At 61.0% G+C, this 25524-nt stretch carries 20 protein-coding genes and 1 pseudogene; 10 read left to right on the top strand and 11 right to left on the bottom strand.

What is annotated here, in order from left to right:
* Positions 1 to 34 precede the first annotated feature (34 nt).
* A complete protein-coding gene (locus tag ACSQ3Q_RS10815) occupies positions 35 to 325 on the top strand; it encodes a helix-turn-helix domain-containing protein (protein ID WP_436134382.1) in 291 nt (96 codons plus the stop codon).
* A 45-nt stretch (positions 326 to 370) separates the two neighbouring features.
* Here the strand turns inward: ACSQ3Q_RS10815 and ACSQ3Q_RS10810 are convergent, their stop codons facing one another.
* Positions 371 to 718 carry a DUF2958 domain-containing protein gene (locus tag ACSQ3Q_RS10810; RefSeq protein ID WP_436134381.1) on the bottom strand — a complete coding sequence of 116 codons (348 nt, stop codon included), beginning with the start codon at positions 716 to 718 and terminating at the stop codon, positions 371 to 373.
* A gap of 580 nt (positions 719 to 1298) precedes the next feature.
* Here ACSQ3Q_RS10810 and ACSQ3Q_RS10805 point away from each other — a divergent pair.
* Positions 1299 to 1967, top strand: coding sequence for a DUF6988 family protein (locus ACSQ3Q_RS10805; protein ID WP_436134380.1), 669 nt, complete (start codon positions 1299 to 1301; stop codon positions 1965 to 1967).
* Positions 1968 to 2018: 51 nt separating this feature from the next.
* On the opposite strand, the gene ACSQ3Q_RS10800 is transcribed toward ACSQ3Q_RS10805, so the two are convergent.
* The 3 genes from ACSQ3Q_RS10800 to radC all read right to left on the bottom strand — a co-directional run bounded on the left by ACSQ3Q_RS10800 (position 2019) and on the right by radC (position 4223).
* Positions 2019 to 2324: a DUF736 domain-containing protein gene (locus ACSQ3Q_RS10800; protein WP_436134379.1), complete on the bottom strand. Its 306-nt coding sequence runs from the start codon at positions 2322 to 2324 to the stop codon at positions 2019 to 2021.
* 588 nt (positions 2325 to 2912) lie between these two features.
* Entirely contained in the window at positions 2913 to 3086 is a 174-nt protein-coding gene (locus ACSQ3Q_RS10795; RefSeq protein WP_436136977.1) for a hypothetical protein, read from the bottom strand.
* Between the two features lie 627 nt (positions 3087 to 3713).
* Positions 3714 to 4223, bottom strand: a complete 510-nt coding sequence (gene radC, locus ACSQ3Q_RS10790) for a RadC family protein (RefSeq protein WP_436136976.1) — start codon at positions 4221 to 4223, stop codon at positions 3714 to 3716.
* 805 nt (positions 4224 to 5028) lie between these two features.
* Here radC and ACSQ3Q_RS10785 point away from each other — a divergent pair.
* Positions 5029 to 5982, top strand: coding sequence for an MBOAT family O-acyltransferase (locus ACSQ3Q_RS10785; protein ID WP_436134378.1), 954 nt, complete (start codon positions 5029 to 5031; stop codon positions 5980 to 5982).
* A gap of 143 nt (positions 5983 to 6125) precedes the next feature.
* On the opposite strand, the gene ACSQ3Q_RS10780 is transcribed toward ACSQ3Q_RS10785, so the two are convergent.
* The 3 genes and pseudogenes from ACSQ3Q_RS10780 to ACSQ3Q_RS10770 form a co-directional block, all read right to left on the bottom strand.
* Positions 6126 to 7364, bottom strand: a complete 1239-nt coding sequence (locus tag ACSQ3Q_RS10780; RefSeq protein ID WP_436134377.1) for a hypothetical protein — start codon at positions 7362 to 7364, stop codon at positions 6126 to 6128.
* Positions 7342 to 8235, bottom strand: a pseudogene (locus tag ACSQ3Q_RS10775) (NYN domain-containing protein). The gene ACSQ3Q_RS10780 and the pseudogene ACSQ3Q_RS10775 overlap by 23 nt, the downstream one beginning before the upstream one ends.
* Positions 8236 to 8418: 183 nt before the next feature.
* Entirely contained in the window at positions 8419 to 9360 is a 942-nt protein-coding gene (locus ACSQ3Q_RS10770) for a LysR family transcriptional regulator (protein ID WP_436134376.1), read from the bottom strand.
* Positions 9361 to 9669: 309 nt separating this feature from the next.
* Between ACSQ3Q_RS10770 and ACSQ3Q_RS10765 the strand changes: the two genes are divergently transcribed.
* Positions 9670 to 10599 (top strand): class I SAM-dependent methyltransferase, encoded by a 930-nt coding sequence (locus tag ACSQ3Q_RS10765; protein ID WP_436134375.1) that lies wholly within the window; start codon positions 9670 to 9672, stop codon positions 10597 to 10599.
* Positions 10600 to 10718: 119 nt separating this feature from the next.
* Here ACSQ3Q_RS10765 and ACSQ3Q_RS10760 read toward each other — a convergent pair whose 3' ends face one another.
* Positions 10719 to 11084 carry a rhodanese-like domain-containing protein gene (locus ACSQ3Q_RS10760; protein WP_436134374.1) on the bottom strand — a complete coding sequence of 122 codons (366 nt, stop codon included), beginning with the start codon at positions 11082 to 11084 and terminating at the stop codon, positions 10719 to 10721.
* A 54-nt stretch (positions 11085 to 11138) separates the two neighbouring features.
* Complete coding sequence (locus ACSQ3Q_RS10755; RefSeq protein WP_436134373.1) at positions 11139 to 12017, bottom strand: MBL fold metallo-hydrolase; 879 nt, start codon at positions 12015 to 12017, stop codon at positions 11139 to 11141.
* A gap of 116 nt (positions 12018 to 12133) precedes the next feature.
* Here ACSQ3Q_RS10755 and ACSQ3Q_RS10750 point away from each other — a divergent pair, with 116 nt between their 5' ends.
* Genes ACSQ3Q_RS10750 through ACSQ3Q_RS10735 form a run of 4 tightly spaced genes read left to right on the top strand, consistent with a single transcriptional unit; the run spans position 12134 to position 14018 of the window.
* Entirely contained in the window at positions 12134 to 12475 is a 342-nt protein-coding gene (locus tag ACSQ3Q_RS10750; RefSeq protein ID WP_436134372.1) for an ArsR/SmtB family transcription factor, read from the top strand.
* Positions 12465 to 12896, top strand: a complete 432-nt coding sequence (locus tag ACSQ3Q_RS10745) for a YeeE/YedE family protein (protein WP_436134371.1) — start codon at positions 12465 to 12467, stop codon at positions 12894 to 12896. The genes ACSQ3Q_RS10750 and ACSQ3Q_RS10745 overlap by 11 nt, the downstream gene beginning before the upstream one ends.
* Positions 12897 to 12914: 18 nt before the next feature.
* The gene (locus ACSQ3Q_RS10740) at positions 12915 to 13361 is read left to right on the top strand and encodes a DUF6691 family protein (protein WP_436134370.1); all 447 of its coding nucleotides are present in this window, start codon (positions 12915 to 12917) and stop codon (positions 13359 to 13361) included.
* 15 nt (positions 13362 to 13376) lie between these two features.
* On the top strand, positions 13377 to 14018 hold the full coding sequence (locus tag ACSQ3Q_RS10735; RefSeq protein WP_436134369.1) for a DUF599 domain-containing protein: 642 nt from the start codon (positions 13377 to 13379) through the stop codon (positions 14016 to 14018).
* A gap of 418 nt (positions 14019 to 14436) precedes the next feature.
* Here the strand turns inward: ACSQ3Q_RS10735 and ACSQ3Q_RS10730 are convergent, their stop codons facing one another.
* Positions 14437 to 16251 carry a lipase family protein gene (locus tag ACSQ3Q_RS10730; RefSeq protein ID WP_436134368.1) on the bottom strand — a complete coding sequence of 605 codons (1815 nt, stop codon included), beginning with the start codon at positions 16249 to 16251 and terminating at the stop codon, positions 14437 to 14439.
* Between the two features lie 1955 nt (positions 16252 to 18206).
* Complete coding sequence (locus ACSQ3Q_RS10725) at positions 18207 to 21515, bottom strand: kelch repeat-containing protein (RefSeq protein ID WP_436134367.1); 3309 nt, start codon at positions 21513 to 21515, stop codon at positions 18207 to 18209.
* Positions 21516 to 21955: 440 nt separating this feature from the next.
* Here ACSQ3Q_RS10725 and ACSQ3Q_RS10720 point away from each other — a divergent pair, with 440 nt between their 5' ends.
* Together ACSQ3Q_RS10720 and ACSQ3Q_RS10715 are read left to right on the top strand one after the other, a co-directional pair.
* A complete protein-coding gene (locus ACSQ3Q_RS10720) occupies positions 21956 to 22426 on the top strand; it encodes a prepilin-type N-terminal cleavage/methylation domain-containing protein (RefSeq protein ID WP_436134366.1) in 471 nt (156 codons plus the stop codon).
* Positions 22427 to 25054 carry a putative bifunctional diguanylate cyclase/phosphodiesterase gene (locus tag ACSQ3Q_RS10715; RefSeq protein WP_436134365.1) on the top strand — a complete coding sequence of 876 codons (2628 nt, stop codon included), beginning with the start codon at positions 22427 to 22429 and terminating at the stop codon, positions 25052 to 25054.
* Positions 25055 to 25524: the final 470 nt, after the last annotated feature.

Genomic DNA, 25524 nt, shown 5'->3' with positions numbered 1-25524 from the left:
GTTTTAATTGGGGTGAAAAGCAACGCTCCCGGGCATGCAAAAGCCAGGAGCACAGCGCGGGCGCCCTGCCGGCGCTACGACGTTTGACGCAGGTCCCGCACGGGCCTTCGGCGACGCCGTGCGCCACCTGCGCACACTGGACGGCATCGCACAAGAGACGCTGGCGCACACAGCCGGCGTCGAGCGCTCCCATATGGGCAAAATCGAACGCGGGGAGCACATGCCGACGCTTGCTTTGATCCTGAAGATCGCACGGGCACTGGGCCGCAGCGCCAGCGAACTGATGCTGGAAACCGAGGCCCGGCTACCAAACAGCGAGGGGTAAAGCGATACCGACTATCTGCGTACGCAAACGGCCGATGCACTCCGGCTAGATCGCAATGCGTCCTACAAGCCGCGCCTCGTATGCGTAGATACTCAGCCGCTTCCGGGGTGTGAACTGCAGGTCCCTCTCCACTGGAAGTCCCAGTCGCCCGCGCAAATTCACGATCTCTGCCAGGCTGACCCACCCCAGCTCAGGGTAGCCCAAGCCCAGGTCGCACAGCCCAAACGCATGGTCGTGGTCCTCAGGGTCGATCTCGGTCAGCAGCCAAGTCGCACCCGCGTCGGGGGTGAAGAGCTTTACCACTGGGAAGGGATCGAAGTTTTCTTGTTCGAAGGACTGCCGCCCGTTGGCCAGCAGCTGTGCGCGTTGTTCGTCCGTGATGAGTTTCGTCATGGCCTTCTCCTCGAAAGGAATCAGGGCGAGATTGCCCGGGACCGGAAGCAGCACGGCGCAGCGCAGCCGTCAGGGTTCGACAGACGGCCGCCCCGGCCGCAAGCGTGCACAGCACGCGCAGACCTTGACGGCGAGAACGGCGTGATACGGTGAAGGGAACAGAAAGCCGGCCCCCCAACCCCGCTCCCCACTTGGCTTCGCAAGCGCAGCGCGCAGCACCCACAGGCGCGAATGCGTCAGCGATGTAAGCCCGAAGGGGCGAGACGCCATCGGCGGCTCGATGCGCAGCACGACGGCGCGGTCGGCATCGCCGGAGACGCACAAAACGGTTTGGCTGAATGACGAATCTGCAGAGAGACGTAGAGCCGGTGATCCACCTTCAGCAAATCCTTCAAAGCGCAGAGCCGCCTTCACGAATCGCCGTTGAACCGTAGAGCCACAAAGCCGTAAAAGCGGCTTGGCGAGCAGACGCAGATACGGGTCTACTCATTTGCGAACATCCGCAAAGCAGATTCGCTGGTGGCAGCCAGTGCAGATGTGAGGACGCGCTGAAGCAACACCGAGCGAATACGATGCCGGTATGGACGCTGCTCAACAAGAAACCTCCGGCGATGCCCTGGAAGTGATGCTCCGTCGTTCCGACGAGCTGCACGAAGCCCAGCTGCGACTGCTCGACGGCGCCGATTTCGATCCCTCGCCTCGGGGTGAAGCTGCCTTCGGCATGTGCTCCATCGCGCTCGAGCACGCTCTCAGCCTGCGCGCCTTGATGGCAATGGGGCTGGCCACATCGGCGGTCGGCATGATGCGGCTCCAGTTCGAAGCCTTGACCCGTGCCATGTGGCTGCAGTATGCCGCCAGCGATCTTGCCATCGAGAAGCTCAGCGCACCGCTGACCCTGCAGAGCGAGCAGGCCGCCAAGAACCTCCCCTCGGCGAGCGAGATGATTGAGCAAATCGGCAAACGTGTCGGACCGAACGTGCCCGCGGCCGCGCATCAGATGCTGGCGCATTTCAAAGAGGTGTCCTGGCATTCCCTAAACTCGTTCGTGCATGGCGGCATCCACCCGCTGCGCCGCCAATCCGAGGGCTTTCCGCTCCACCTGGCCCTGCAGATCCTGTGCAATTCCAATGGGTTGCTCACGATGACCGCCATGACGCTGGCGGTCCTGACATGGGATGAAGCCGTCGCCAAGCCCATGAGCAAGATCCAGCCTGCGTTCGCCGACTGCCTGCCCGAGCTGGTGAGTTAGTTACAGAAGGGGAACAGCGCCCCGCGGCTGGCGGGGCGCCGAGGACGACGCTCAGTCGCCCTTGCTGCGCGACCAGATCAGGTTGTGCACGCCGTCCTCGCCTTCGACCAGGCGGGCATAGATGGTCGCCGGGAACGACGGATCATCCAAGGTCACCGACAGGTAGGGGCGTTCGGCCCGGCTGAGCTTCTTCCACGCCGCGCCGATCTCGAAGTTGCCGGCGACGATCCGGTAGTCGGGAGCGTTCTCGCTCTCCTTGTCGTTGGGCACGATCTTGCCCTTGACGTTGAGCGTCAGGGTGCGGACCGTGCCGGTGTAGCTGTCGTTCTGTGCGGAGAAGGTGCCGATGTTGGCCATGATGAAGTCCTTTAGAAGTTGACCAGGTCGCGCCCATCGCGGCCTTGGCGTGATCCGATGGGCGAGGGTCCGGGCGCGCCGCATCCCACAGCGAAGCGAAGGGGCCGCAACGCAGTGAAGGACCGGGAGGCCCGAGAAATTTGCCTCGCGAGGAAGACCGCAGGTCGGGGAAATTTGTCGGGCTGAACGGTTGAGGAGAAGAAGCCCCGAGGCGAGGCGAAACGAAGTGCAGCGCCGCCGTGCCCTCGCCAGGATTCACGACAAATACAAGGCCGTTGTGGGTGTGATCCAGTCGCGAAAGGACGCATGGCCTAGCCCAACTGCGCAGCAACAGCGTTTCCGGCACGGCCTCCGAAGCAATCCCAGCCATGTCGGCCGCGCAACGAAAAGCTTGGAACGTCCCTCCGCATCGGCGCTGCCAACGCATGGGCATTTGTGGCGTGGAAGAAGCTGCGAATTGGAACGCTATTTGTGAACCGTAGTCGTCTGGCGGACTGTTCGCCCGCTTCATTCATAGCGGCTCGCACGGCATCCGAGCACCGCAAGTTGCGTCGTGTCCGCGCTCCACCACTGGCGGGGCGTGCATGTCTAGGGTCCAGGGCTTTGGAGTCCCAAAACCTTTGTGGCGATGCGAGACTCCATCTGTGCCCGCTGGACAGCCACCAACGTGACCGTGGCCTCGCAGACGACCTCGTGCGCATCGTGGGCTTGAACGCGAAACGTCGCGCTCCGCTCTCCCAGGCGTTCGAGCCATCCGCGCAGCCGCAGCGGCGAGCTTGGCGGGATTGGCCTTCGATGGGCATACGGATCGAACTGCCGACCACCTCCTCCGCGGCCGCATCGACGTGCTGCTGCATTTCACGAATGCAAATGGATTCGACTACTGCCACCAGGCACCCCGTGATAAGACATTCGATCAGCCGCTCCGCATACCCGTTTCCATGCGGAAGCAGCGCGAAAGGCGACTTTGCCGTCTGGTTTGCCGATACGGTGTATGACTCTTCGAAGAAGATCTCGCTCACGCCTTGGTGGTTCATTGGTATCAGGGTGGGTTGGGGATGCTTGATCGACGCGCTGAATGCGGACGACCGGCGTTGTTCGATGCTCCCGTGTCCGGCAGGCATTCCCAACCCACCCCAGCGAATACTGGCGTAGAGAGCCATCCTCATGGATCAGACTGGGTGATAGGCAGCTCAAGGCAGCGGCTGACCTTCCGCGCGCCGCGCGCATCACTACCAGCGCGGTAATCAGGCGTTGCCTGGTCACCGGTATTGAGGGGCGCCAAGCCTGCGCGGCGGGAATTAGCCTTCAGCCAGTCCCCTGGTCCCCGCGCCCAACAGCGAAGCGCGCAGGACAAACAAGGGTTCAAAGGGCCGAAGGCCCTTTGATTCACAGCAGCCCACGCTCCGCAAAGCTCAGCACCTCGCTGCCTGCAACAACCAGGTGATCCAGCACCCGCACGTCCACCAGCGCAAGCGCCGATTTCAGCGTCTGCGTCACGTGCTCATCTGCCCGCGAGGGCTCAGCGACACCCGATGGATGGTTGTGCACCAGGATCAGCGCCGCCGCATTGCGCGCCAGCGATTCCTTGACCACCTCCCGCGGATAGACCGACGTCTGGCTCACGGTGCCGCGGAACAGTTCGACGTATTCGATCAGCCGGTTCTGCGCATCGAGCATCAGGACAGCGAATACCTCATGCTCCAGCGCCCCGAGCTTGACCCGAAGGAAGTCGCGCACTACTTGCGGCGACGACAGGATCTCGCAAGCTGGCAGCTGCCGCCCCAGGAATTGCTGCGCGGCCTGCAGCACCTCGCCGGCCTCGGCCGGACGGTAGTCGCCCGCGCCATCGCGAACCAGAAGAACGGAAGTATCGAAGGAGAAAAGATCGTGCGCCATCGTCGGCTCCATGAATCGGGCGGGATTGCCCGAGACCGGCGCCAGCACGGCGCAGCGCAGTGGTCAGGGTTCGAAGACGGCCGTCAGGGCGCAAGCGCACAACCGCAGGGCGAGCGCGCAGACCTTGACCACGAGAACGGCGTGATACGTTGAAGGGAACAGCAAGCCAGCCCACGCCAGCCACCCCGCTGCCGGATTCGCAAGCGGAGCGCGCAGCGCGGACACGCGCGAAGGCGTCAGCGATGGATGCCGCAGGGGCGAGACACCATCGGTGGCTCGATGCGCAGCACGACAGCGCGACCCGGCACTACCGGGGGACGCACACATGCTAAAACTTTTCTGACCGCATAAGCTCGCCCGGGTCCGAATCAGGGCTGTATTGCTCGTCACGCGGTCCACGATCCTAGGCGCTACAGGTTTGAAGCTCCACGATCGCCACTTGGCAGCGATGGCTCCCCTTCAGGCATGCGCTCGGTCCATCGTCATGCACCATTTGGAAAATCCAGCCGATGCCGCATGGCAAGTAGTGGAGCAATTTGTCTAGATGCCTCTGGACGTAGCGATCTGAGACCCGCAACTGCGTGCATCCGAAATGCGTTTTCAATATAGCGTCTTCGAAAGCCATCGAGCTCGTCGCTCTCGAACTAGCAACACCGTGTTTCGATAGGCCGAATCTGCACGAGGACGCCATCTACAATGGCGCGGCGCGCACATAGTCCGAGGCGCCTATGGTGTCTTCCTAACATCTTGAAGACGTTGTCAGTCAACTCGCGGCGCCCGCCAGTTGGGAGCGCACCAACACAGAATGCAGCATCTGCTCGCTGGATTTCTAGCCCCCTATGTCCTGGCGACAGCTTGCTTCGCGCTGATCTCACACCGACGGGCGGCGACCTTCGCGAAGGTAGGCGTGCTGCTAGGTGGTTGTCTGCTGATAGTCCTCTCGCCTTTGCTGATCCCAGTTGAACAGCCCCTCCCCCGCTTTCTCGCCGCTATGTCTGCAACCCTCACGGCGATCAAGGTGTTGGATGCCTGGTTGGACCAGCGGCGAATGTCCCCGCCGACATGGAAACAATTCGTGGCCTTTCTGGTAAATCCCTTTGTGTTGGTTCGACGGTGCCTTCCGCTTGAGCGCCAGGTGCCAGGGCACGAAAACCTCTTGCGTCTGGTGCTGGGATCGGTGGGCTGCGCCATCGGCGTCACGATCCTGACCCGGCTGTTCAGTGTGGATTGGCAAGACCTGCCATTTCTTCTGGAACACGCAAGCAAAGTGACCGCCCTGATGATGACTATCATCTTCGCGCTCTCTGCCTCTATCGCCCTGTGGAGATTGTCTGGTGGAACAGGGCGCGAGTACATGCACAGTCCTTTTGCGGCACGCACGCCTGCGGACTTCTGGCGGCGGTACAACCGCAACATGCAGCAGTTCTTCTGGGAGGACATCTTCAAACCCCTCGGTGGGCATCGCACGCCCATTCGAACCACGCTGCTGATATTTGGTTTGTCGGCACTGATCCACGAATTACTCTTCTACGCAGCGATTGGGCGCATGCAAGGCTATCAGTTGGTCTTCTTCGCCTTGCACGGCATCGCCGCAGCAATGACTTTGCGCGTAAGAGCAAAAAAAGGCTGGGCAGCCATCCCGTGGATCGTCAGCACCCTTGCCTTCAACCTCGCATCGTCCGTATTCTTCTTCGCGAGCATTAACGAAGTGACTCCTTTCTATTCACGCCGGCTACCAGACTGGCTGCAAGGCTGGTAGCGCCTATCCCTCAGTGGCCGCATCCGCATCGGGTGTGTTCACGCGGCCAAATGCGTCACCACCGCGCGCACTACCCTCTCACCCGAGCGATTCAGCAATACCAAGCTCAGAACCGCGCTAGGTACGCTCCGCGAACCATCGCCTCATCCAGGCCACCAAAGCGGCCGATCCAGCGCCGCGCCTTCGGCCCGCAACGCGTCGGCAAGCCCATGCACGGGATCCTTGAGACTGTCTCGCACCAGAGCGATCCATGTATGCAGGGCCTCTTCCTCTGACTTGTCACCTGCGATCACCTCCAGGCGGGACAGCATGTCCAGGACACGGTGATAGTCTCCAAGCGCCTCCCCAACGGCAAGGGCGCGCGGTAGCTGGGATGTGCGGGCTTCCCGGCGCTTGGCGCGGGCCTCTTCGGCGGCGGCCGCGATACGGCGTGCGAGATCGGCTTCCTGCTGCGCCTTCGCCCGCATGGCGGCTTCCTCGGCCACCAGCTTCGAGCGAAGCGCTTCAGCCTCAGGAAATGCGATCAGGGCCTGCGTTATCTCGGGGAGGCGTTTCTCCATCTGCTGCCGGGTCCCCGTCCACTGGCGGGCAATAGCGCTCCAGCCTCTCTCTAGCTTCAACTTGTAGACATCGCGAGCCCTGTACTCCGTAGGGTCATAGAAGACTCCCTTGCTCCGGGGCTTGACGATTTTTTCAGCCTGCTCAGCGAAGTTCAGGCAGATCGAGCCTCCCGCCCTGCGGATCTCGACCGTGTTTCGGGAGTCCTTGCCGCTGGCAACAATGTGGCAGCCTCCCGCAACGAGTCCGCGAAGCAACGCCTCGTGGAAACGGAGAATCCAGTCAATGTTGGCCGTCGTGGCAGTGATGCGCAGGCAGCCTTCGCCGGTGATGTATCTGCCCATCGACATGTGGCGCCCCGTGATGCCGCCGAAGTAAGGCCGCCCCTGACCCGCAGCACGTTCCCTGTCCCTCGCCCGCTTCTGTTCCTCGCGCTCAATGGACTGGAAGAATCGGGTCGTCCTAGCCACCAGCGGATGGCAATTGTCGAGTGAAGGCGGTATTTCGATGGGCGGCACGGCAATGCCGTTTTTCGCGCGTGAGAACGTTTGCCGGACCTGCTGGAGTCGCGTCGCATCCACCGACTGTTCCGCCGTCTTGCCCTTCTCAGGCAAACGAAGCACCGCGTCCACATCAGTTGGCGGCAACGGCGTTGGAAGACAGGGCTTTCCAGCAGCAAGGCGGGTCCAGAAGCCGACAGGTGGAACAGGAATGTCGTACCTGCGACAGAGTTTGGACAGGCCGACATCCGACATGCCCAGTTGGGGTCCAAGATGCCGGAGTGGCGTTTTCCAGACCAGCTCATACAGTTCTGAACGCTTCAATCAAAACTCCTCGGATACAACAGGAACGAACACACTTGTGCTGACCCAGGCCAGAGCCCGACGCGAGCGATGCTTCGGTCTCCGGGGCGATCTCGACCTTACGCAGAAGGCTCACTGACCAATCTCCTCCCTGCTCCTGCTGAGGCGCCAGCAGGTCGTATGTCTTAACGATGTTCAGCAAACCTAAGAGCCCGTTGGTCTGCGGAGAGAAGGCAGGATCGGTGCGCTTGAGGTATGGACCGAGGGCGCCAAGGCCCACCTTGCCTTCCGACGTGTCACTGGCAAGAAGTGCCACGGCTTGCACAAGGAAGCGAGGCCTTCGCTTGACCGCAGGCTTGGCCGAATCCTGCCTTGCTTGATCGGCGTGGAGATGAGCCTGCGGTTTTTCCGCGGGCTTTTGAGCAGTGTCCAAGACGTGCTCGGCCGGCAGCGCGGGACGTATCCATTCGATGAACTGATCGCTGGCATTGCGCAGCGCATCGGGCGTCTTGGACTCGCCGACGCTGCACACCGTGGCACCGCGCTAGCGCAGCTTGCGGCACAGGTAGGCAAAATCGGAATCGCTGGTGACTAGGCAAAAAGTGTCCGCCCTTTCATCGAAAAGCGCTTCCAGCGCGTCCAGCGCCAGGGCGATGTCAGCGTTGTTCTTGCCGGCCGCGTACTGGTATTGCAGGCACGGAGTGAATGCCTGGCGCACAAGGGCGTCCTGCCATTTGTTCGCCAGTGTGGCCTGGTTGCCATAGCCGCGACGCAGCACAACGCGGCCAAACTGGGCCACCATGCGCAGCGCGTGTTCAAGGATTTCAGGCGGGACGTTGTCGCAGTCGACCAACACGGCAACGCTGGTCTCTGTGGTGGCGCTGTTGCTCATCCAGATTGCTATGCAGGATTGTTTGACCCCACACGGTAGCTGATTTCGAATGCTGTACTACGAACAACGTGTACGTCTGATCCCAAGTTGGGAATCGGGTCTGTATTGCGGCGGCCGTTGATCCCGGCCGTTTCTCGGGCCCTTTGCGGATTTCCGGCTCGCTCGTAAGCCAACGGTCACTTGTCAAGTAATCAGCGCGCGGTGCGAGGACGGCGCGCGACGACTAAGGGGTCCAAACCCTACCTGTTTGGATACGGAAGCAACACATTCTCGCAAGCGTTGATGGGCGGGGTCTACCTCGTCCCTCGGATGCCACGCCTGCACGACCTTTTCTGATGGCACGGCGACGGGCAGCTTGAAAATCTCAAGCTCGAGTGTCTGCATCACGGTACGCGCCAGAGGCTCTGGCACGCACGCGACCAGTGTCGATTGCGCAGCCGCCAGCAGGGCGCCATAGGCACTCGGCACCGTCAAAACGGGACGACGGGCGGCCCCGACGTCTTCAAGCAGGACGTCGATCGATTCTCGTACCCGTCCGCGCTGTGTGATGGCAACATGCAACTGTGATGCGAAACGCTTTGTTGTCACACGCGATCCAAGCAATGGGTGGCCAGCTTTAACGGCTCCAACGATGTGCTGTTCGTAGAGCAAGGACGTCTGAATCTCAGGCCCACGATCAGCGAGAACGCCTACGTCCAGATCAATGCGCCCATCGCGCAGAGCAGAGGCATCGCTCTCACTCTCGGGGACGAAACGCAGCCGTATGAGCGGCATACCTTCGCGCATCGCTTCGAGCAAGGCCGTGCCATAGACGATCCCCATGCCTTCCGGGGCTCGCACCGTGAATTCTCGGTCGATCTGGCCCAAAGGCACACCGCTGCCGGGCTGCATCAACTCCTTGGCTTCGGTCACGATCCGTCGTACAGATTCACGCATCGCGTTCGCACGCGGAGTTGGAACCAGTTTGCGGCCTGCGCGAACGAGGATTGGATCGTCAAGAGCAACACGAATTCTTGCCAACGTATGGCTCATTGCGGGCGCGCTCAAGTGCATCCGCTCGGCCGCACCGTTGACGCTCCCCGCGCTAAGCAAGGCATCCAAGGCAGCAAGAAGATTCAAGTCCATGCATTCATTTCCTGCAGATATCAGCTTCAATGAATGCACTGTACAGATTAATGGGGCGCGTGGAAACTCGCGCTGTCTGCGATCGAGGTTGGACCGCAATATTCCTTGACCAACGCTAAAAAGCCCGGGATTGGAACAATGCCGTTCCGGCGTGACGTCTCTTGCCAGACGATCCCGATGTGCGGCTGACCTTGCCCACCTGAACCCCGGTTCAGGATAGCGGTTCGATCTTTTTCGCAGACACCTGTTTCTTTACGTGCAGGCCCGGCCTGCTTCCCCTGATTGCGTCCACAACTTTGGAGAACCTGCTTGAACCCATCAACAGCCAGCCGCACCGCACTCGCCACCTCGCTCATGCGTGCAGTTCACTCGCGCAGCGACCCTGCGCCCCTTCTGTCCGACACGTGGGGGGATCGTCTTGTTCCGGAATCGGCGCAAACCGCCTTGCGTCAGCGAGCAATGGAGCGTCTAGACGGGGCCAAGCCCGGTTTGACACCAGATGGCATTCAAGGGCTTGAGTTCGGTCTTCGATCCAATGCCGCTTATGCGGACGTGATCCTTCGGTCCCGATACACGGAAGACGCGCTCAAGGAAGCCGTAGTGCGGGGTATCAGTCAGTACGTGATCGTGGGCGCGGGGTTCGACAGCTTCATCTGCCGACGCCCTGCGTGGGCAGAGGACGTGACGATCATAGAGGTGGATCATCCTTCAACGCAGCGGTTGAAGCGCGAACGCCTGGCTGCCTGCGGCGTTGCCGTCCCCAGATCCGTGGAGTTCGTCGAAGCCGACTTATCGATGGAGTCGCTGGAATCAGTTCTCGCGCGCTCTTCGTTTCAGTCGGATCGCCTCACCTTCTTCTCTTGGTTAGGGGTCACGATGTACCTGACCCGGGAGGCGAATCTTAAAGCCCTCCGGTCAATCGCGACATGCGCGCCTGCGGGAAGCGAACTGGTCTTCACCTACGTCGACGAGGCTATTCTTGGCCCTAACCAAGTGATCGACGAATCGTTTCGCAGACTCATGACTAATGTCTCAGCTGCGGGAGAGGCGTTCCTATCCGGGTTTGACGCCCGAACAATGAGCGAACTGCTGCTTGAGACAGGGCTACTTCTACTGGAAGATCTGGACGGGAATCAGGCCGCATCTCGCTACGACCCTGCGGGCGAGAACGCCTTCCGAACAGCTGCGGCAGCACACATCGTCCATGTACGCGGGATGAGCGCTCGCTCGGCAGGATAAACCGAATGACTGGGCTCGCGATCAGGCGCACAGTTGGAGCGGCCGACTGGATGGGGGCATTGATCCTTAATCACAACGTTCGACGCTCAGACGCGCATGCACCTCACATTGGAGGAGAGCTACTTGGGCAAGACGATGGGCAGGCACGCCTGCGTCCAGGCCTCAATCCCCCCGGCGATAGATTGCACGTCAAGGTAGCCCATGGACTGGAGCGAGCGCGCAGCCAGGGCAGCGCGGCCGCTGGTCTTGCAGTACAGCACCACACGCAGGTCGCGCCGCTCGAAAGCCGGGTTGCCGGCGATCCGGAACTCCAGCACGCCTCGCGGCATGCTCAAGGCGCCCTGCAAGTGGCCGGCGGCAAACTCGTCGGCCTCGCGCACATCAATCAGCAGGTCGGCGGCGCGGATTGCGTCTAGGGCTTGGTCGATTGGCACTTCGGTGACATGGATCTTGGCCTCGGCCACGAGCTCGTGTGCGGTTTTCATGGTGATAACTCTCCTTGTCTGGGTGCGGTACGCAGGGCGGCGGCGCCGTGGCCGTCAGAGCACATTGAGAGGTATGCGCAAATAGGCCACGCCGTTGTCGTCCTTGGGCGGCATTTCGCCCGCGCGGATGTTGACCTGCACCGAAGGCAGGATCAGCACCGGCATCTCCAACGTGGCGTCGCGGCGGGTGCGCATGGCGACGAACTCTTCCTCGTCCACGCCGTCGTGCACGTGGATGTTGTGCGCTCGCTGCGCAGCCACTGTGGTCTGCCAGGCGGGCTCGCGGCCGACGGGCGGGTAGTCGTGGCACATGAACAGACGCATCTCTGGCGGCAGGGCTAGCAGCCGTCGGATGGACTTGTACAGCGTGTGCGCATTGCCACCCGGGAAATCGCAGCGCGCCGTGCCCACATCGGGCATGAACAGGGTGTCGCCCACGAACACGGCATTGCCCACCTGATAGGCCATGCAGGCCGGGGTATGGCCCGGAACCGCCAAGGCCTGAGCCTGCAGGCTGCCAATGCGAAACCCCTCGCCATCGGCGAAAAGGTGATCGAACTGCGCACCGTCGGCTTGAAAGCCCGGCTCCAAGTGGAAGATGCCCTTGAACACCTGCTGCACCTGGGTGATGGCCGCGCCAATGGCAATCTGCCCGCCTAGCACTTCGCGCAGGTGGTGCGCCGCTGTGAGGTGGTCGGCATGGGCATGGGTTTCCAGAATCCACTGCACGCTGAGCTGCTGCGCGCGCACAAAGTCAACCACCTTGCCGGCCGATGCGGTGCGGGTGCGGCCGGCCTTGGGGTCGTAGTCGAGCACTGGGTCGACGATGGCGCAATGGCCGCCCGGGTGGTCGAAGACCAAATAGGTCACCGTCCAGGTGGCGGAATCGAAGAAGGCTTGAACCAGGGGTTGCGGCTGGTCTTGCGGATGCATGGGATTTGTCCTCGTGTTATCAATTACGATATCTATATATTATTGACAAATAGTTTGTTTGTCAATAAACTATAGAGTGAGACGCTGCTCAACCTAACCCCAACAATGGAGCCCCTATGCAGGCCGAAGCCACTACCCCCATGGATCTGGAAAGCCTGCGCCACTCGGCCGACAGCGCTTGCCGACTGATGAAGGCGCTGTCCAACCCTGACCGGCTGCTGCTGCTGTGCCAACTCACCGAGGGAGAAAAGCGCGTGGGCGAGTTGGAGGCGTTGGTAGGCATCGCCCAGCCCACGTTGTCACAGCAACTGGGTGTGCTACGTGACGAAGGGCTGGTCACCACCCGCCGCGATGGCAAGCACATCTACTACCGAATCGCCAGCACCCAGGCACTGGCCGTCATGCAGACCCTGTTTGAACAATTCTGTGCACCCAAGGAGGCCGCCCATGCAGATTGACTGGAACCATTTCACCCCCTGGGGGGCCCTGGCGGGCGGCTTGGTCCTTGGCCTGGCGGCTGCCGCCTTCGTGCTGCTGCACGGCCGCATCCTGGGTATAAGCGGCATCGTCGGCGGATTGCTCCGCCCGCGTCGCAAGGACATGGCTTGGCGGGTGGCCTTCGTGCTGGGCATGCTGGCCGCGCCCCTGATCTACCGCTTTGCAGTTGGCGCGAGCGAGGTGCGCATCGACGCTAGCTGGGGCATGCTGGTGCTATCCGGGCTGCTGGTGGGCTTGGGCACGCGCTATGGCTCAGGCTGCACCAGCGGCCACGGGGTGTGCGGGCTCTCGCGCCTGTCGCCGCGCTCGCTGGTGGCCACGCTGGCCTTCATGGGCGCAGGCTTTGTCACGGTATATGCCATTCGCCATCTGCTGGCCTGATCTCAAGAGAGCTGACCCATGAAACTCCGACGCATTTCTGAATTCGGCATCGGTCTGGTCTTTGGCCTCGGCCTCATCATCTCGGGCATGACCGACCCCGGCAAGGTGCTTGGCTTTCTCGATCTGGCCGGCCTGTGGGACCCCTCGCTCGCCTTCGTGATGGGCGGCGCCATCCTGGTTGGAGTGTTCGCTTTTGCACTGGCCCGCAAGCGCACCACCAGCGTGCTGGGCGGCCCTATGCAACTGCCCAATTCGCGCAAGATCGACCGGCGCCTGGTGCTGGGTAGCCTGACCTTCGGCGTGGGCTGGGGGATTGCAGGCTTTTGCCCCGGCCCGGCCATCGTGTCACTGGGCACAGGCGAGCCCAAGGCGCTGGTATTCATGCTGGCCATGCTTGCGGGCATGGGAGCTTATGAATGGGTGGAGATGCGTAAGCGTCCCCACACCGCACCCCACTTGGCTTGAGCGGGTGTGAACGTCATGATCAGCAGCACTTGGCTTGCCGCCATCGCTACCCTCGGCATCATCGCCGCGTACGAGGGCTGGCTGGCCGTGGCGCAGAGGCTTGCACCCGCGCGGCTGGCGCGCACAGCGCACGCCTCGCTGCGGGAAGACTGGTTTGCCGCCATCTCAGCGCAGCCGAGCTCCGAGATTCTGGCCGTGCAAACTCTGCGCAACTCGCTGATGTCTGCCACCATGACTGCGTCCACTGCGGTGCTGGGCCTTATGGGCGCGCTATCGCTCACCGCTCCCACGCTAGGCCAGGCCTCCACAGTCACGGCCGCCTGGCCGCATGTCACGCCCCGGCTGGCGATGGAGCTGGTACTGTTGTGTCTGCTGTTCGCATCGCTCGTTGCCTCGGTAATGGCTGTGCGCTACTACAACCATGCTGGTTTCATTGGCGGCATGCCCGTGGGCGCACCCCAGCGCCAGCGCTGGGCAGCCGCTGGCACTGCTTATGTTCGCAAGGCAGGCGTGCTTTACAGCTGGGGCCTGCGGCAACTTCTGCTGGTGGTGCCGGTTGTGGCCTATTTGCTCTACCCTTTGGCGGGCGTGGCGGCGGCGTCCTTGCTGGTGATAGCGTTAATCCAGTTCGATCGGTACAGAATTGAAAACGAGTAGGTGAATCCGGCGTTGGCTGCTTCAGACGCTGCGGCGGCCTTACAGTCGTGCGCACCGGAATATCCAACCGATAAAGCTTTAGCACGCTGATGGACCGATGGAAACCTCGCGCCAAAGCCGCGCCACGTCCGAATCGACTGCAAGCTGGAAGCTAGCGCTCGTGCAATCAAGCGTCCTGCGCGACCACTGAGTTACAAACTCCCAGGACAGCGAAGTTCAGCGAGAACGCCAGGGCATAGCGCGGCAAAAGTCCCCAGGAGAGTAACGGAGCAGCTTCCGCAGGGAGCCAAGTGACGGTCAGAGCATTGACGGCCATAGTGAGGAACACCGGCAGGAAGTGCGCGCTCTCATCAGTCACTTTGACCGTCGTGCGCGCAGCGCTTGACACACGTCGACGGTTGCTGGAGAACCGCCTGCTTCAAAAGAGGAACTCAAGCTCCCACAATTGCAGTACAGACCCTGGGGTCGAATAAAGTTTGACCTCCCCGCCCTGCCCTCGGTCCTGGGAAAGCGCTGCCAGCGCCGCTTGCGGGTTTGCGAAAGGAACGATTTGGAAGGTGGACAAGCCGGTTGGCCTTAGCCTCCAGTATTGATTATGTTTTAGATTGTCTTCGCGCTCCAAAATTGCTTGGCCGTACTTTGGGTCGACAATTGCCAGTACTAGCCCCGTCCCGACGTTAACAAATCGAAAGGCTCCGCGATTCATATCGTACTGGGCGTAGAATTTAATATCAGAAGTGTAAGTGTCGCCCGCTCTTCGGCTGCTTGCGATAATTTCCTTGCCTGAGGCACGCATGTACAGCCTAGACTCATTAAACCTATTGAACAAAACCATTTCAACGCCGGTGTAAATGAGCGGCTGTTGCCAATCTAGCGGCCAGGTTGAAATCACAACTTCCGGACCGCGCAATATTATAGCCTCCGGGATTTCAGCACGGGCCGAATATAGTATTCCGCCATTTCCTACAATCATTGACTCGATTGACGCAACACCCCCAGGCTGGTCCATCCAGACGGTGACATTCTGATCTCTTAGCTCCTGAGCGGTTAGCGCCCCGGATGTTGGAATCATCGCAACATCTAAAGCAGGCAACGTTATTGGCCAATCAACTTCCTTGCTACTGCCGACAGCTGAAATGCGAACCTTTCGGGTCACCACTTGCGCACCGGCGCGCAGAAGGCGGACATTCACCCCCTTAACTTCTGAACTTGCGGTCAAAGGACCTGTCGCAGGTGCGAAGCCTCGAGCCAGAGCTGCTTTGTAAAAGTCGAGTAAGTGAAGTGGATATCGACTTAGGGCAACGCGGATCAGATCTGCCTTGCGCAGCGGCGACAATAGCCACCGGAAGATGCGTGAAACGAACGGTTGGAGCGCTCCGCTCCAAAGTGCAATTCGCCGGCCCAAAGGCATCAGCGAAACATATTTTTCGGGTGCAGGTGAGGATCTCCCCTCCACAAACCATTCCATCCATTCCACGCGCGTTCCCGTGTGCGGGATTTTCGGCACAATATCCCCGTCGACCTCGAAGCTCAGGAGTTCGTCTGCACCAACGAACTCTTTCGGCACCGCATCCACTGCAAATACACGTGGTGCAGCTAGTGTGACCAAGAGAATCGGGGGAGGCGGCGTTTTGTGACCGTGACTAGCCTCCAGCGCGGTAGCCTTCAAGTCGCAGTAGCAAAGCTGTGCCATCGCCCCGCCAAGGCTGTGCCCAAAAATCTCGATATTCTCCACTTCCGACAGTGGGGCGATTGATCCGAGAATCTGCTTTATTTCGGTTGAAACTGCCTGATACGCATACGCGAATCCCGCATGACATTGAAAGGTTTGATTTGCATACGTGACCGATCTTAGCCCAGAGTTTATTTTTACAGTTTCCTCCTTTAGCAATGCTTGGACAAAGTTGTTTGCAAAATCAGCGACTGTGACGTTGAAACGCAGCCAGTCAGACATTTCTACTGTACCGCGGAAGACGATTTTGAGGCTCAGTTTGTCAAGTCGCTGTTCAGTCTTGACGAAACCCCATGGGGTGCCGCTTGTGCCCCCAATTATCTTAAGATTCAGCTTGGCTGCCCATCCCTCACGCCCGGCATTGTCCTGAATGAACTGATCTCGATAGTGAAATCCTTCCCTAAACTTCGAGTCAGGAAAAGTAAGAATGTAGGCGCGCTCAATTTCCTCTGCAGCCACTAATCCCTTTGCAAGATCGACAGATTGGCTAGTTTCAGACATTAACTCCCCCAGGTGAACACGGCGACTATGCGGAATTCAAATCTATTCCGCGGGCTGGCACCAGGAATCTAGCTGACTGCGGCGTAGCCGTAAAGCGGATATGCTCATCTAGCTTCTCGCCGAGGTCGAAGCCCATTCCAGCCTAATGAATGGGCGTGAGGAGCGTGGTCGACACTCTGTCCCAGCGGGCCCTGGCATCTAACCTAGGTGTGTCAACTGCGGAGGCCAAACAGTTACCCCGAAGCTCGACTTTCGCCGCTATACAACTCCGCCATTCGATGTCCGCGGCTCAACACGCCTTTAGACTCAGGTATGCGGTACAAGTCGAAGCATGCGTTATGCAGGCAGGGCCCAAAAATACGCGGCAAGCGGACCTTAGCGGGGGTTTCCAAAAATTCGTAGCTAAGTGATGAGGCTAACCTGTCACCACCTGTCGTGTCTCTAATAACCACCCTAAAGCGGCGGGGTGGCGAGTAGCATCGGGCTTTAGCCGCTAAGGCGCAAGCTTTCGGCACTGCCGAAGCTTTCGGCTGAGCTGGTGTATTGCATTTCAGAGCGACGCAGGTTAGTAGGACTTGTTTGCCGCAGTGGCAGGCGGCTCAGCACCTCGGTCTGGCTCTCGAGCAAACTGGGTGGGACCCCGGGGGGTGAAGCTATGGGGGGTCGGTGGACACTGATTGTTGTAGAGCCGGGCTAGAGAAAACGATGGCTTATAGCGACGAAGGATCCGTACCTTTGCATATGTTAATTCTTGGGTACTGCACGTTCCCCGCCGTTTTTCAGTGAGTTTTATCTTGTTTACTGCGGGGCATCTCGCGTCCGCGGCACTCCCCCACTTCGCCTCATACAGGGCCCCCTGGTTGACCTCGTGCAATATGACGCACGTGATTGCGCCGACTACCCTTTTTAATGCGTTGGGATAGGGCCGAGCGCCGTTCAAGCGCGTTGCGTTAGAGGGGGCGTTGATTTAGTGTTCGGAGGGTGTCGTCCCACCGACGGGATGCTAATGCGGTAGAGTGACGCTGTGCGAAGAATCCTCGTCATTTGCCTGTGGCTGCTGGGTAGTGCTTTCCTGACCCAGACAGTATCGGCGAGCATCTCTTCCTACGAGCTTTTCTGTATCACTGAGTGCGGCGGCATGGATGGATGTGCCGCTCCGGGCTGCCAGCCATGCGGCTTGCACTTGATGCCACCCGCGCTGCCCGGTGGTTCGGATTCACCTCGGACAATGGCATTGCCTGAAGGCCTCTCGGGGTGAGTGCTGCCTCGAAATGCTGGGCTGCTGCGACTGATAGCTAGCACCTAGCTATGTCGCGAAGGGCTGGCACAGGCGTGGCTGGCCTCTGGGCGTCGCTGCTCTGGCGCTATCTCTGCTGGCAGCCAATGAAAGATCGGCTGTTCGTGGTAATACTGCTGGCTGGCGGCGCGGTGCCTGCGGGGGCGCTCCTGAGCCAGACGAACGCATGCGCGCATAGTGGCGAGTGCCCCACTCTCGCGATACTATTTTCAGCTGCGGCAAATGCTGAGGCGACCGCTTTGCCGCCGCTGCCGCCGCTCGCGTTAGCTGGGCCATCGGCAAGGGACAGAGCGCCGTCACCATGGCTGACGTAGAAAATGTACTTTGTGAAGAGCGCGATGTCGGCTTCGCCATTCGTATAAGGTTTAACAGGCGTCTCTCAATCCCTTCTTTTGCCATGCGTTCGTATACGTGCCCAAAGTTATTCTTACGGGACCTTCGCACTACCTAGCGATGGCCTAGACCGGGGACTTACGATCATCCAAAGTGGCTTAGCTGCGCGGACTGCTCAATGAATCGGGGACTGGAGTGGAAACTGCATGTTTCATGCTCCATTCCCCCTTGCTCCAGCCCTAGCGCTTTTTCGACTTGGCGCAGAAATCCCGCCGTTGAGCACGAAACTTTCGCGTGTACTGGCTCACCACCGCCAGGGTGACGCCTACCTCCTTTGCCAGCTACAGCCATGCAGACTCGTGCGCCGGCCGACGCCAAATGCCAGCAGCCCTAGCAGCACGGCCAGCACGCCCAGGCTCCAGCCAGACAACACAGGGATGGAAGCGGGGGCCGCAGCGAGCAGCACGGGCACGACGGGGTCGTTGATGCTGCCGTCCAGCACGCCAAAGCTGTCGTCGCCCCAGCCACCGTCCGTCACGTCATAGGACACGGTGTTACCGTTGATCTGCAGATTCACCGGGTCGTAATAGCGGCTGGTTAACGGGCTGCCCGGCGTAGGGCCGTACTTCTTGACCGTCAACCCGGTCAAGTCGGGAAAGGTGACCGCAACACGCGCCGTCTCGCCCGGCTGGCAGCCGACGAGCCGCAGGCGGAATGCCCCGTGCGGCATGGCCGCCGCGCCGGGGTACGGGGCGGGTGCAGCGATAGGGCCGGTGCCAGCCAAGTCCAGCTGGCAACCCGCGCTGGCCGACACCACGCCTACCTGCACCGGGCCGGAGCCTGTGCTTGTGGGGATGGGCAGAGTTTCGAAACGCGCCTGCACAGTGCACGCCGCCGTGACCGCAGCCGTGGTGTAGACAGACCCCACTAGCGTGCCGCCGCATCCCGTGACGGCGGCAATGCGGTAGCCCGCAGCAGGAGTGACGGTAAAGCTGCCTGCCTGGCCCTGTGCCACGTTCACGGTACCCGCCGGGTTGATGCTGCCCCCCGCGCCGGCTGTGGCCGTTACCGCGTGCAGGATGGGCGTGAACGAGGCGGACACCGTGCAGTTTTGGGTGATGGGCGCTGTGGTGAATGTGGACTGCGCCAGCGAGCCGCCGCAGCCGGACACAGACAGCACCTGGTAGCCGGCCTGGGGAGTGACAGTGAACGCGGCCACTGCCCCGTCGGTGAGTGTCTGCGCGCCGGCCGGGCTGATGCTGCCGCCCGCCCCCGCCACCGCAGTGACAGTGCGCGCGGGGGCAAATGCCGCCGTCACGGTGCAGTGGGCCGTCACCGGGCCGGTCGTGTACACCGTGCCGACGAGCGTGCCGCCACACCCGCTGGCGCCGGCCACCGCAAAGCCGGGGTTGCCCTGCAGCTCGAAGCTGGTTGTGGCGCCCAGAGGCACCAGCACGGGCGACACCGGGGTGAAATAGCCGGCGGTGCTGGGCGCGGGAGTGACGGTGTATTCGGGGACGTACTGCTCGACAGCGACGTATTCATTGAAGGCGCGCGTGCCACCCACCGCCAGCACCCGGCCGGACGGCAGGAGCGTAACGGTCAAGTCCGCACGGGCGGTTCGCAGCCGGGCGACCTCGCTCCAGGTGTCGCTGGCTTCGTCGTACAAAAGCGTGCTGTCGTAGGGATTGGACGCCGCGGCGCCCGCCCCACTGTCATCGCCTCCAGTAACCAGCACCCGCCCATCGCCCAGCAGCTGGGCAGCGTGCTTGGCCCGGGGCTCTGGCAGGTCTGCCACACGGCTCCATCCGGTCGCTGGGTCGTATACAAATACCCAGCGCACTGCACCGCTATTGAGGTACCCGCCCACCGCCAGCACCTTACCGGAGGGCAGCAGCGTGAGCGTGGGCTGGCCGATGAATTGGCCCAGGCTCCCCGCGCCGCTCCAGCTGTCGGTGGCTGGGTCGTAGATCTCGGTATTCAGCCGTGCGTTGCCGCTGTCGCTGCCCACCACCAGCACTTTGCCGGAGGCCAGCAACACCGCGCTGTGCCTGGCCCGGTTCATCAGCGGTGCCGCAGCGGCCAGCCAGGTGTTTGCCGCAGGGTCATAAATCTCCGCAGAGTTGCTGGCGGCACCCACCCCGCCAACTACCAGCACCCGCCCGTCCGCCAGGCGCGTGGCCGTGTGCCACTCGCGTGCCATCGACATGTTGGGCGCCACCGACCAGGTGTCGGCGCCAGCGTCGTACAACTCGGGAGGAGATGAGGACCCGCCAGTCACCAGCACTCGGCCCGAAGCCAGCACGGTGGCGGAGTGCCCGTAGCGCGACGCCGCCATGGAGGCCGCCGCAGACCAGGCATCCAGCGCAGGGTCGTAGATCTCGGCAGTGGCCAGGCGACCGGAGCTGCCAATGCCGCCTACGGCCATCACCTTGCCCGTAGGCAGCAGCACGGCCGCATGGTACCCGCGGGTGGATGGCAGGTCCTGAGCGTCTGCCCACAACCCCTGGGGATACCGATACAGCAAGGCGCCCGAGACCACCCCGCCGCCGCCCACCCCACCCACCACCAGCACATCGCCCGACGCCAGCGCCGTGGCGGTGTGGATGCCACGGCCCGGCACCGGGGGCGCGTCGGCCTGCCATGTCTGGGTCACGGGGTTGTAGCGTTCGGCGCTGTTCTCGTCAGGGTCTCCCCCCACCACCAGCACCTCGCCCGTGGGCAGCAGCGTGGCCGTGTGCTGGGCGCGCGCCTGCCCTAGCGGGGCGACGGTGCTCCAGGCGTTGGCGACCGGGTCATAGACTTCGGCAGAGTTCAAGGCCCCAGCAGAGCTGCCCAAACCGCCCGTGACCAGCACGCGGCCCGATGGCAGCAGCGTTGCCGTGTGGAGCCGGCGTGCAACTGACATCGGTGCAGCAGGCGACCAGGTGTTGGTGGCGGGGTCATACACCTCCGCCGTGGCCTGTACACCCGCGTTGGCGAAGCCGCCGGCCACCAGCACCTTGCCCGAGGGCAACAGGACGGCCGTGTGCTCTTGCCGGCGCACCTGCACCGCGCCCGTGGGCGCCCATGCGCCGGGGCTGCCAGGGACGAACACTTCTCCCGCCCCTTGGGTGAGATTGCCCCCTGTCACCAGCACCCGCCCGGACATCAAGCGCGTCGCCGTGTGCCGAAAACGCTCCACGCTCAGCGCAGGGGCCGCCGCGCTCGTGCCAGCCACCGGGTCATACAGCTCGACGGAAGACAGCGGCATACCGTCGTATCCACCCACCACCAGCACCTGACCGCCCGCTAGTGGCGTGGCAGTGTGCAGGCCACGGGCCGCAAGCAGGCCCCCCAGCGATGCCCAACTGTTGGAGGCGGGGTTGTAGCGCGCCACGCTGGCTTGCATTCCAGTGCCGCTTGAGCCACCTGTGAGCAGCACATGGCCCGAGTCCAGCAGCGTGGTGACGTGCTCAAAGCGCGCAAAACCGGGGTTGGCTGCATTGCGCCACGTGCCTGTCTGCGCCCAGGCACCGCCTGCGGCCGCGCACCAGCACAGACAGCCGGCCAGCAACGTGACCAGCCCGCGCGGGCTGGTCAACGCGTACAAAAACACGGAGAAAAAGCGCCAAGGCGCGATTGCGAGCTGCATACGATCCCACCTGCAGATGAGGGCCAGAAAAAACAAAGCGCGCAGTATGGCCAAGAAGGCCGCATGCCGACAAGCCCGAAGTGCGCAGGTTGGGGAAATCAGCGGAAGCGACCCGGGCCCGTGGCACATCGAAGGAAGTGTGTAACTGAAAGAAGGCGTCCTTCATGGCCTCGCGACCAACCATTCTGAAACGGCAAGCTCTTGCGCGACTGTTCGGTGAAGGTCCCAAGCCACGGTGGGCTTGCTTTGGATAGCTCAGATCCACAAGAGTGGGTCAGCGGGCGGTTGCTCAAATGCTCGCCCCGCAGGTAGCTGCGCCAGGCGTGCGAAAATCCGCACTAGCTAGTTTCAACGAAATACCGAAAATATGCCTTGCCGGGAACATGCCAGGGGCTTCATCAGATCTTGGATTTCTCTGAGTCTTGCAAAGGTTCTATTTCATGACGTTTTGCAAGCCCAAAAATAGAATATGGCGTGCCATTGGCGTGACGCTCCTCGAGCTGTTGATCACAGTTGCGCTTATCGGGTTGCTCTCAGCAGTGGCGATGCCTAGCTACCAGTTGTATATAACTCGCGGCAAGATCGCAGTTGCCAAAAAAGACATACTCGAGATCAGTCTAAGCCTAGAAAGGTATGTGACGTTCAGGGGCGCATATCCCACAAGCTTGGCCGAACTTCCTGATAACCGGTTAGACCCGTGGGGTTCTCCGTACCGATATTTGTCGATGGATGGGGCTACTGTAGGTGCGAAACGTAAAGATAAATCCCTGCATCCTCTTAACAGCGACTACGACTTGTACAGCATGGGTCCCGATGGCCAGAGCCAGACTCCGCTGACAGCCAAAGCAAGTCGTGATGACATTATTCGCGCTAATAACGGCGGCTTCGTCGGCGTTGCCGAGGACTACTGAATGCGCCTGAGTGCGGCACAAGCAATCCTCTACAGCCGCGTTGGACGTCAGTTATTGGGCACGTTTTTCGTGCTCGTGGCTGTGCCAGTTGGAGCAATGTCGTTTCTGGCTTACCACCTCACTGAATATGTGGTGCGGCATTCAGCGGCGCAGTTAAGCAGTGAGTTGGCTAAGGCGTTGAGCATCAGTCTGATTGACCGTCTGCGCGCAGCTGAAAGGCTGCTGCAGGTCTACGATCTTTCTGCTTTGCATGAGCCTGGGTCAGTAGTACTGGATCCCGCACTTCAGGCCATGTTCGTCAGTGTGGAAAGGCTCGCTCAAACTGAAGCTGGCCCGAAGTCAAGTGAAGCAACGGTCCTGCTTGTCACCGATGCCGTGCAATCCGGGGGAGCGCCCTCAGTGGAGTTACTCGCGCATATCCAAGGCGCCTCTGTCCGTGGCCGCTTAAGCGCTGACTACTTATGGGACAACGCACAGTCGGGGACCCATAGGATTTGTTTTGCGGGACCGCAACTTTCGGCGTCCTTTTGCCAAGGCGTAGAGCACACAGCTCACTATTCGGTCCAATCGCAACGCGAAATATTCTTTCGGCCATATTTTGACGCGCCCACTTGGACGATAACGATCACCGGGCAAGAAGATGTGCGTCGCTATCTGCCCATTGGACTTGCCGCGCTCGTTGCCAACGTCGCTGGGATCGTCTTTTTGCTGGCGCTGGCGAGCAGCTCAGTTCTTTTGCGCCGACTCACCCAACCATTAGACGCGCTGACCTCCGGTACCAAGGCCGTACTAGCAGGCGATTTCACGCGTCGTGTGCAGGTCACAGGCCGCCATAACGAATTTACAGACTTAGCTGAGTCGTTCAACGCCATGACCGAAGAGGTGGGACGTGACCTCCGGTTATTCCGCGTGTTGGCGGAGATGGACAAAGCCATCATCGACCAGCGGCCCTTCGTCGAGATATCGAAGCTGATGCTGGGGCATATGAACCTACAGCTTGGTTACGGGACGGTAGGGGTGGTGCAATGGTCGTCTGATGCCCCTTACCCTTCGCTACTGTCATACGAGCTGGATGGATCCCTGCACCAGCACGAGACCCGCATTGACTTCGAGGGCAACCATTCTGCTTCCGGATCCGAGCCGTGGCAGTACCTGCTGATCGAGCAGACTGCTCGGCAGCGCGCTTGGATTCGCCTGGAGCAGCTGCCCGAGCCAAACGGGCGAGCGCATCGTGAGTTAACCGCATTTCGGCAGCGCTTGGCCGTGGCGCTGCACGCCGAGCTGCATGAGCAACAGATGCTTGAGCGAGCGACCCATGACAGCCTCACCGGCCTCCTAAACCGATTCGGGCTCACAGAAGCAATTGGACATCTGACGCACGACGCCAATAGCGATGAAGGTGCACGCCATCCGAGTTCACGTTTCGCTGTTGTCTATATGGACCTCGACGGGTTCAAAGAGATTAACGACGCCTATGGCCACAGCGTGGGCGACAGTGTGCTTCGGGAAGTGGCTGTTCGCCTACGCAACTCCATCGGGCACCAAGCCTCAGCTTTGGCGCGCGTCGGTGGCGACGAGTTCGTCTTTGTAGTGCCTGCGGACACGGGGGGCGCTTTTCGTGCGGACATTGAATTCGCGATTGAGTCCGTTCGTCAACCGTGTAACGTGCCGCCGCGGCTTCTGCCGGTGGCCGCCAGTATCGGGATCGCTCTGTTTCCAGACCATGGCACCTCACACGATGAGCTCCTCAGGCATGCTGATCTGGCGATGTATGCCGCAAAGGGCGCTGGTCGCAACGAGCTCAAGGAATTTGACCCTGCCCTTTCGGCCGAGTTGGCCGATCGGCTCGCGCTGCGGCTTGACCTCCATCAGGCACTGAAAACGGACCAGATGTTTGTAGTTTTCCAGCCGCGAGTGGGAGCGCAAAACCGACAGATCGTCTCCGTCGAGGCGCTTCTTCGGTGGCGCCATCCCGACCGAGGGTTGATACCGCCAGATATTTTCATTGCTCTAGCGGAGGAGTCAGGCTTCATCATCGAGCTCGGCCTTTGTGTTCTTCACGAAGCCTTGCAGCAATTTGCGATATGGCGGTTAGATCCACTTGTGCCGATAAGGCATCTGTCAGTGAATCTCTCACCGGTGCAGCTGGCCGACCCCACCTTTCCTGCGTCCCTGCAATCACTACTGCAGGAGTTCGGTATCAGGCCCGGAGAACTTGAACTTGAAGTCACCGAGGGATCCCTCATTCAGGACATTGACGCAGCCGTAACACGCCTGACTGCACTGCGCGCGAGAGGTGTCGCGGTTGCACTGGATGACTTCGGAGTCGGCTACTCGGCCATGCGGTACTTGAGCCGCCTTCCGTTCGATACGCTCAAGATCGACAAAAGCTTCGTCCTTGCTTTTGGTGTGGAGCGTCCCGCTCTGGCCATTGCGACTGCAATTGTTGCCCTTGCCAAGGCACTGGACAAACGCGTGGTGGCAGAGGGTGTGGAGACTTCTGCGCAGGCAGACACGCTGCAGGGCCTTGAGGTCCACGAACTGCAAGGCTATCTGTATGGCAAGCCTCAGACGGCTGCGGAATTGGCTAGGCTGTGGGCGAACGAGGAGGGAACTGACGCGCGTTAACGTTTGCGCGGTAACAGTACAGCTAGGATGCGATGGTCCACTGCTCTTTCTAACGAAGTGCTCGCTCAACTCGCTGTGACATCCATTCCGCACTGAACGCTGGGCGTGTCAACTTTGCGAGGGACTCAATCTTGGACGCCGTCGAAGGGAAAGGACAGTGCAACCGGAACGAACGCGCCAGCAAAGTAGACCCTTGCGTATGCAGAAAGGCCATCTCCACTCTGGCTTCCAGAGACGCTCGTCATTTCGCACTCACCCTTACGCGAGTGATACGCTGGACCAATAGCGTTTGGCTGAAATGATGCTCGAGCCTTGCTTTGACGGGCAGAGCCCAAGAATAGGGACGCCGGTGGTGCTCGCAATGCGTTCGAAGTCTCTGTCTTACTGTTGGGTATCGAGCTAACGATCCCTCAACGGGGCACCTAGCGGCGGCCGCTTCGCAGCGATAGCTGCAGTTCGAGATAGACGCT

Source organism: Acidovorax sp. LjRoot129, from assembly GCF_964253765.1.
GTDB lineage: Bacteria > Pseudomonadota > Gammaproteobacteria > Burkholderiales > Burkholderiaceae_C > Acidovorax.
The sequence above is the reverse complement of the archived record's forward strand: the minus strand, read 5'-3'. Positions and strand labels throughout refer to the sequence as shown.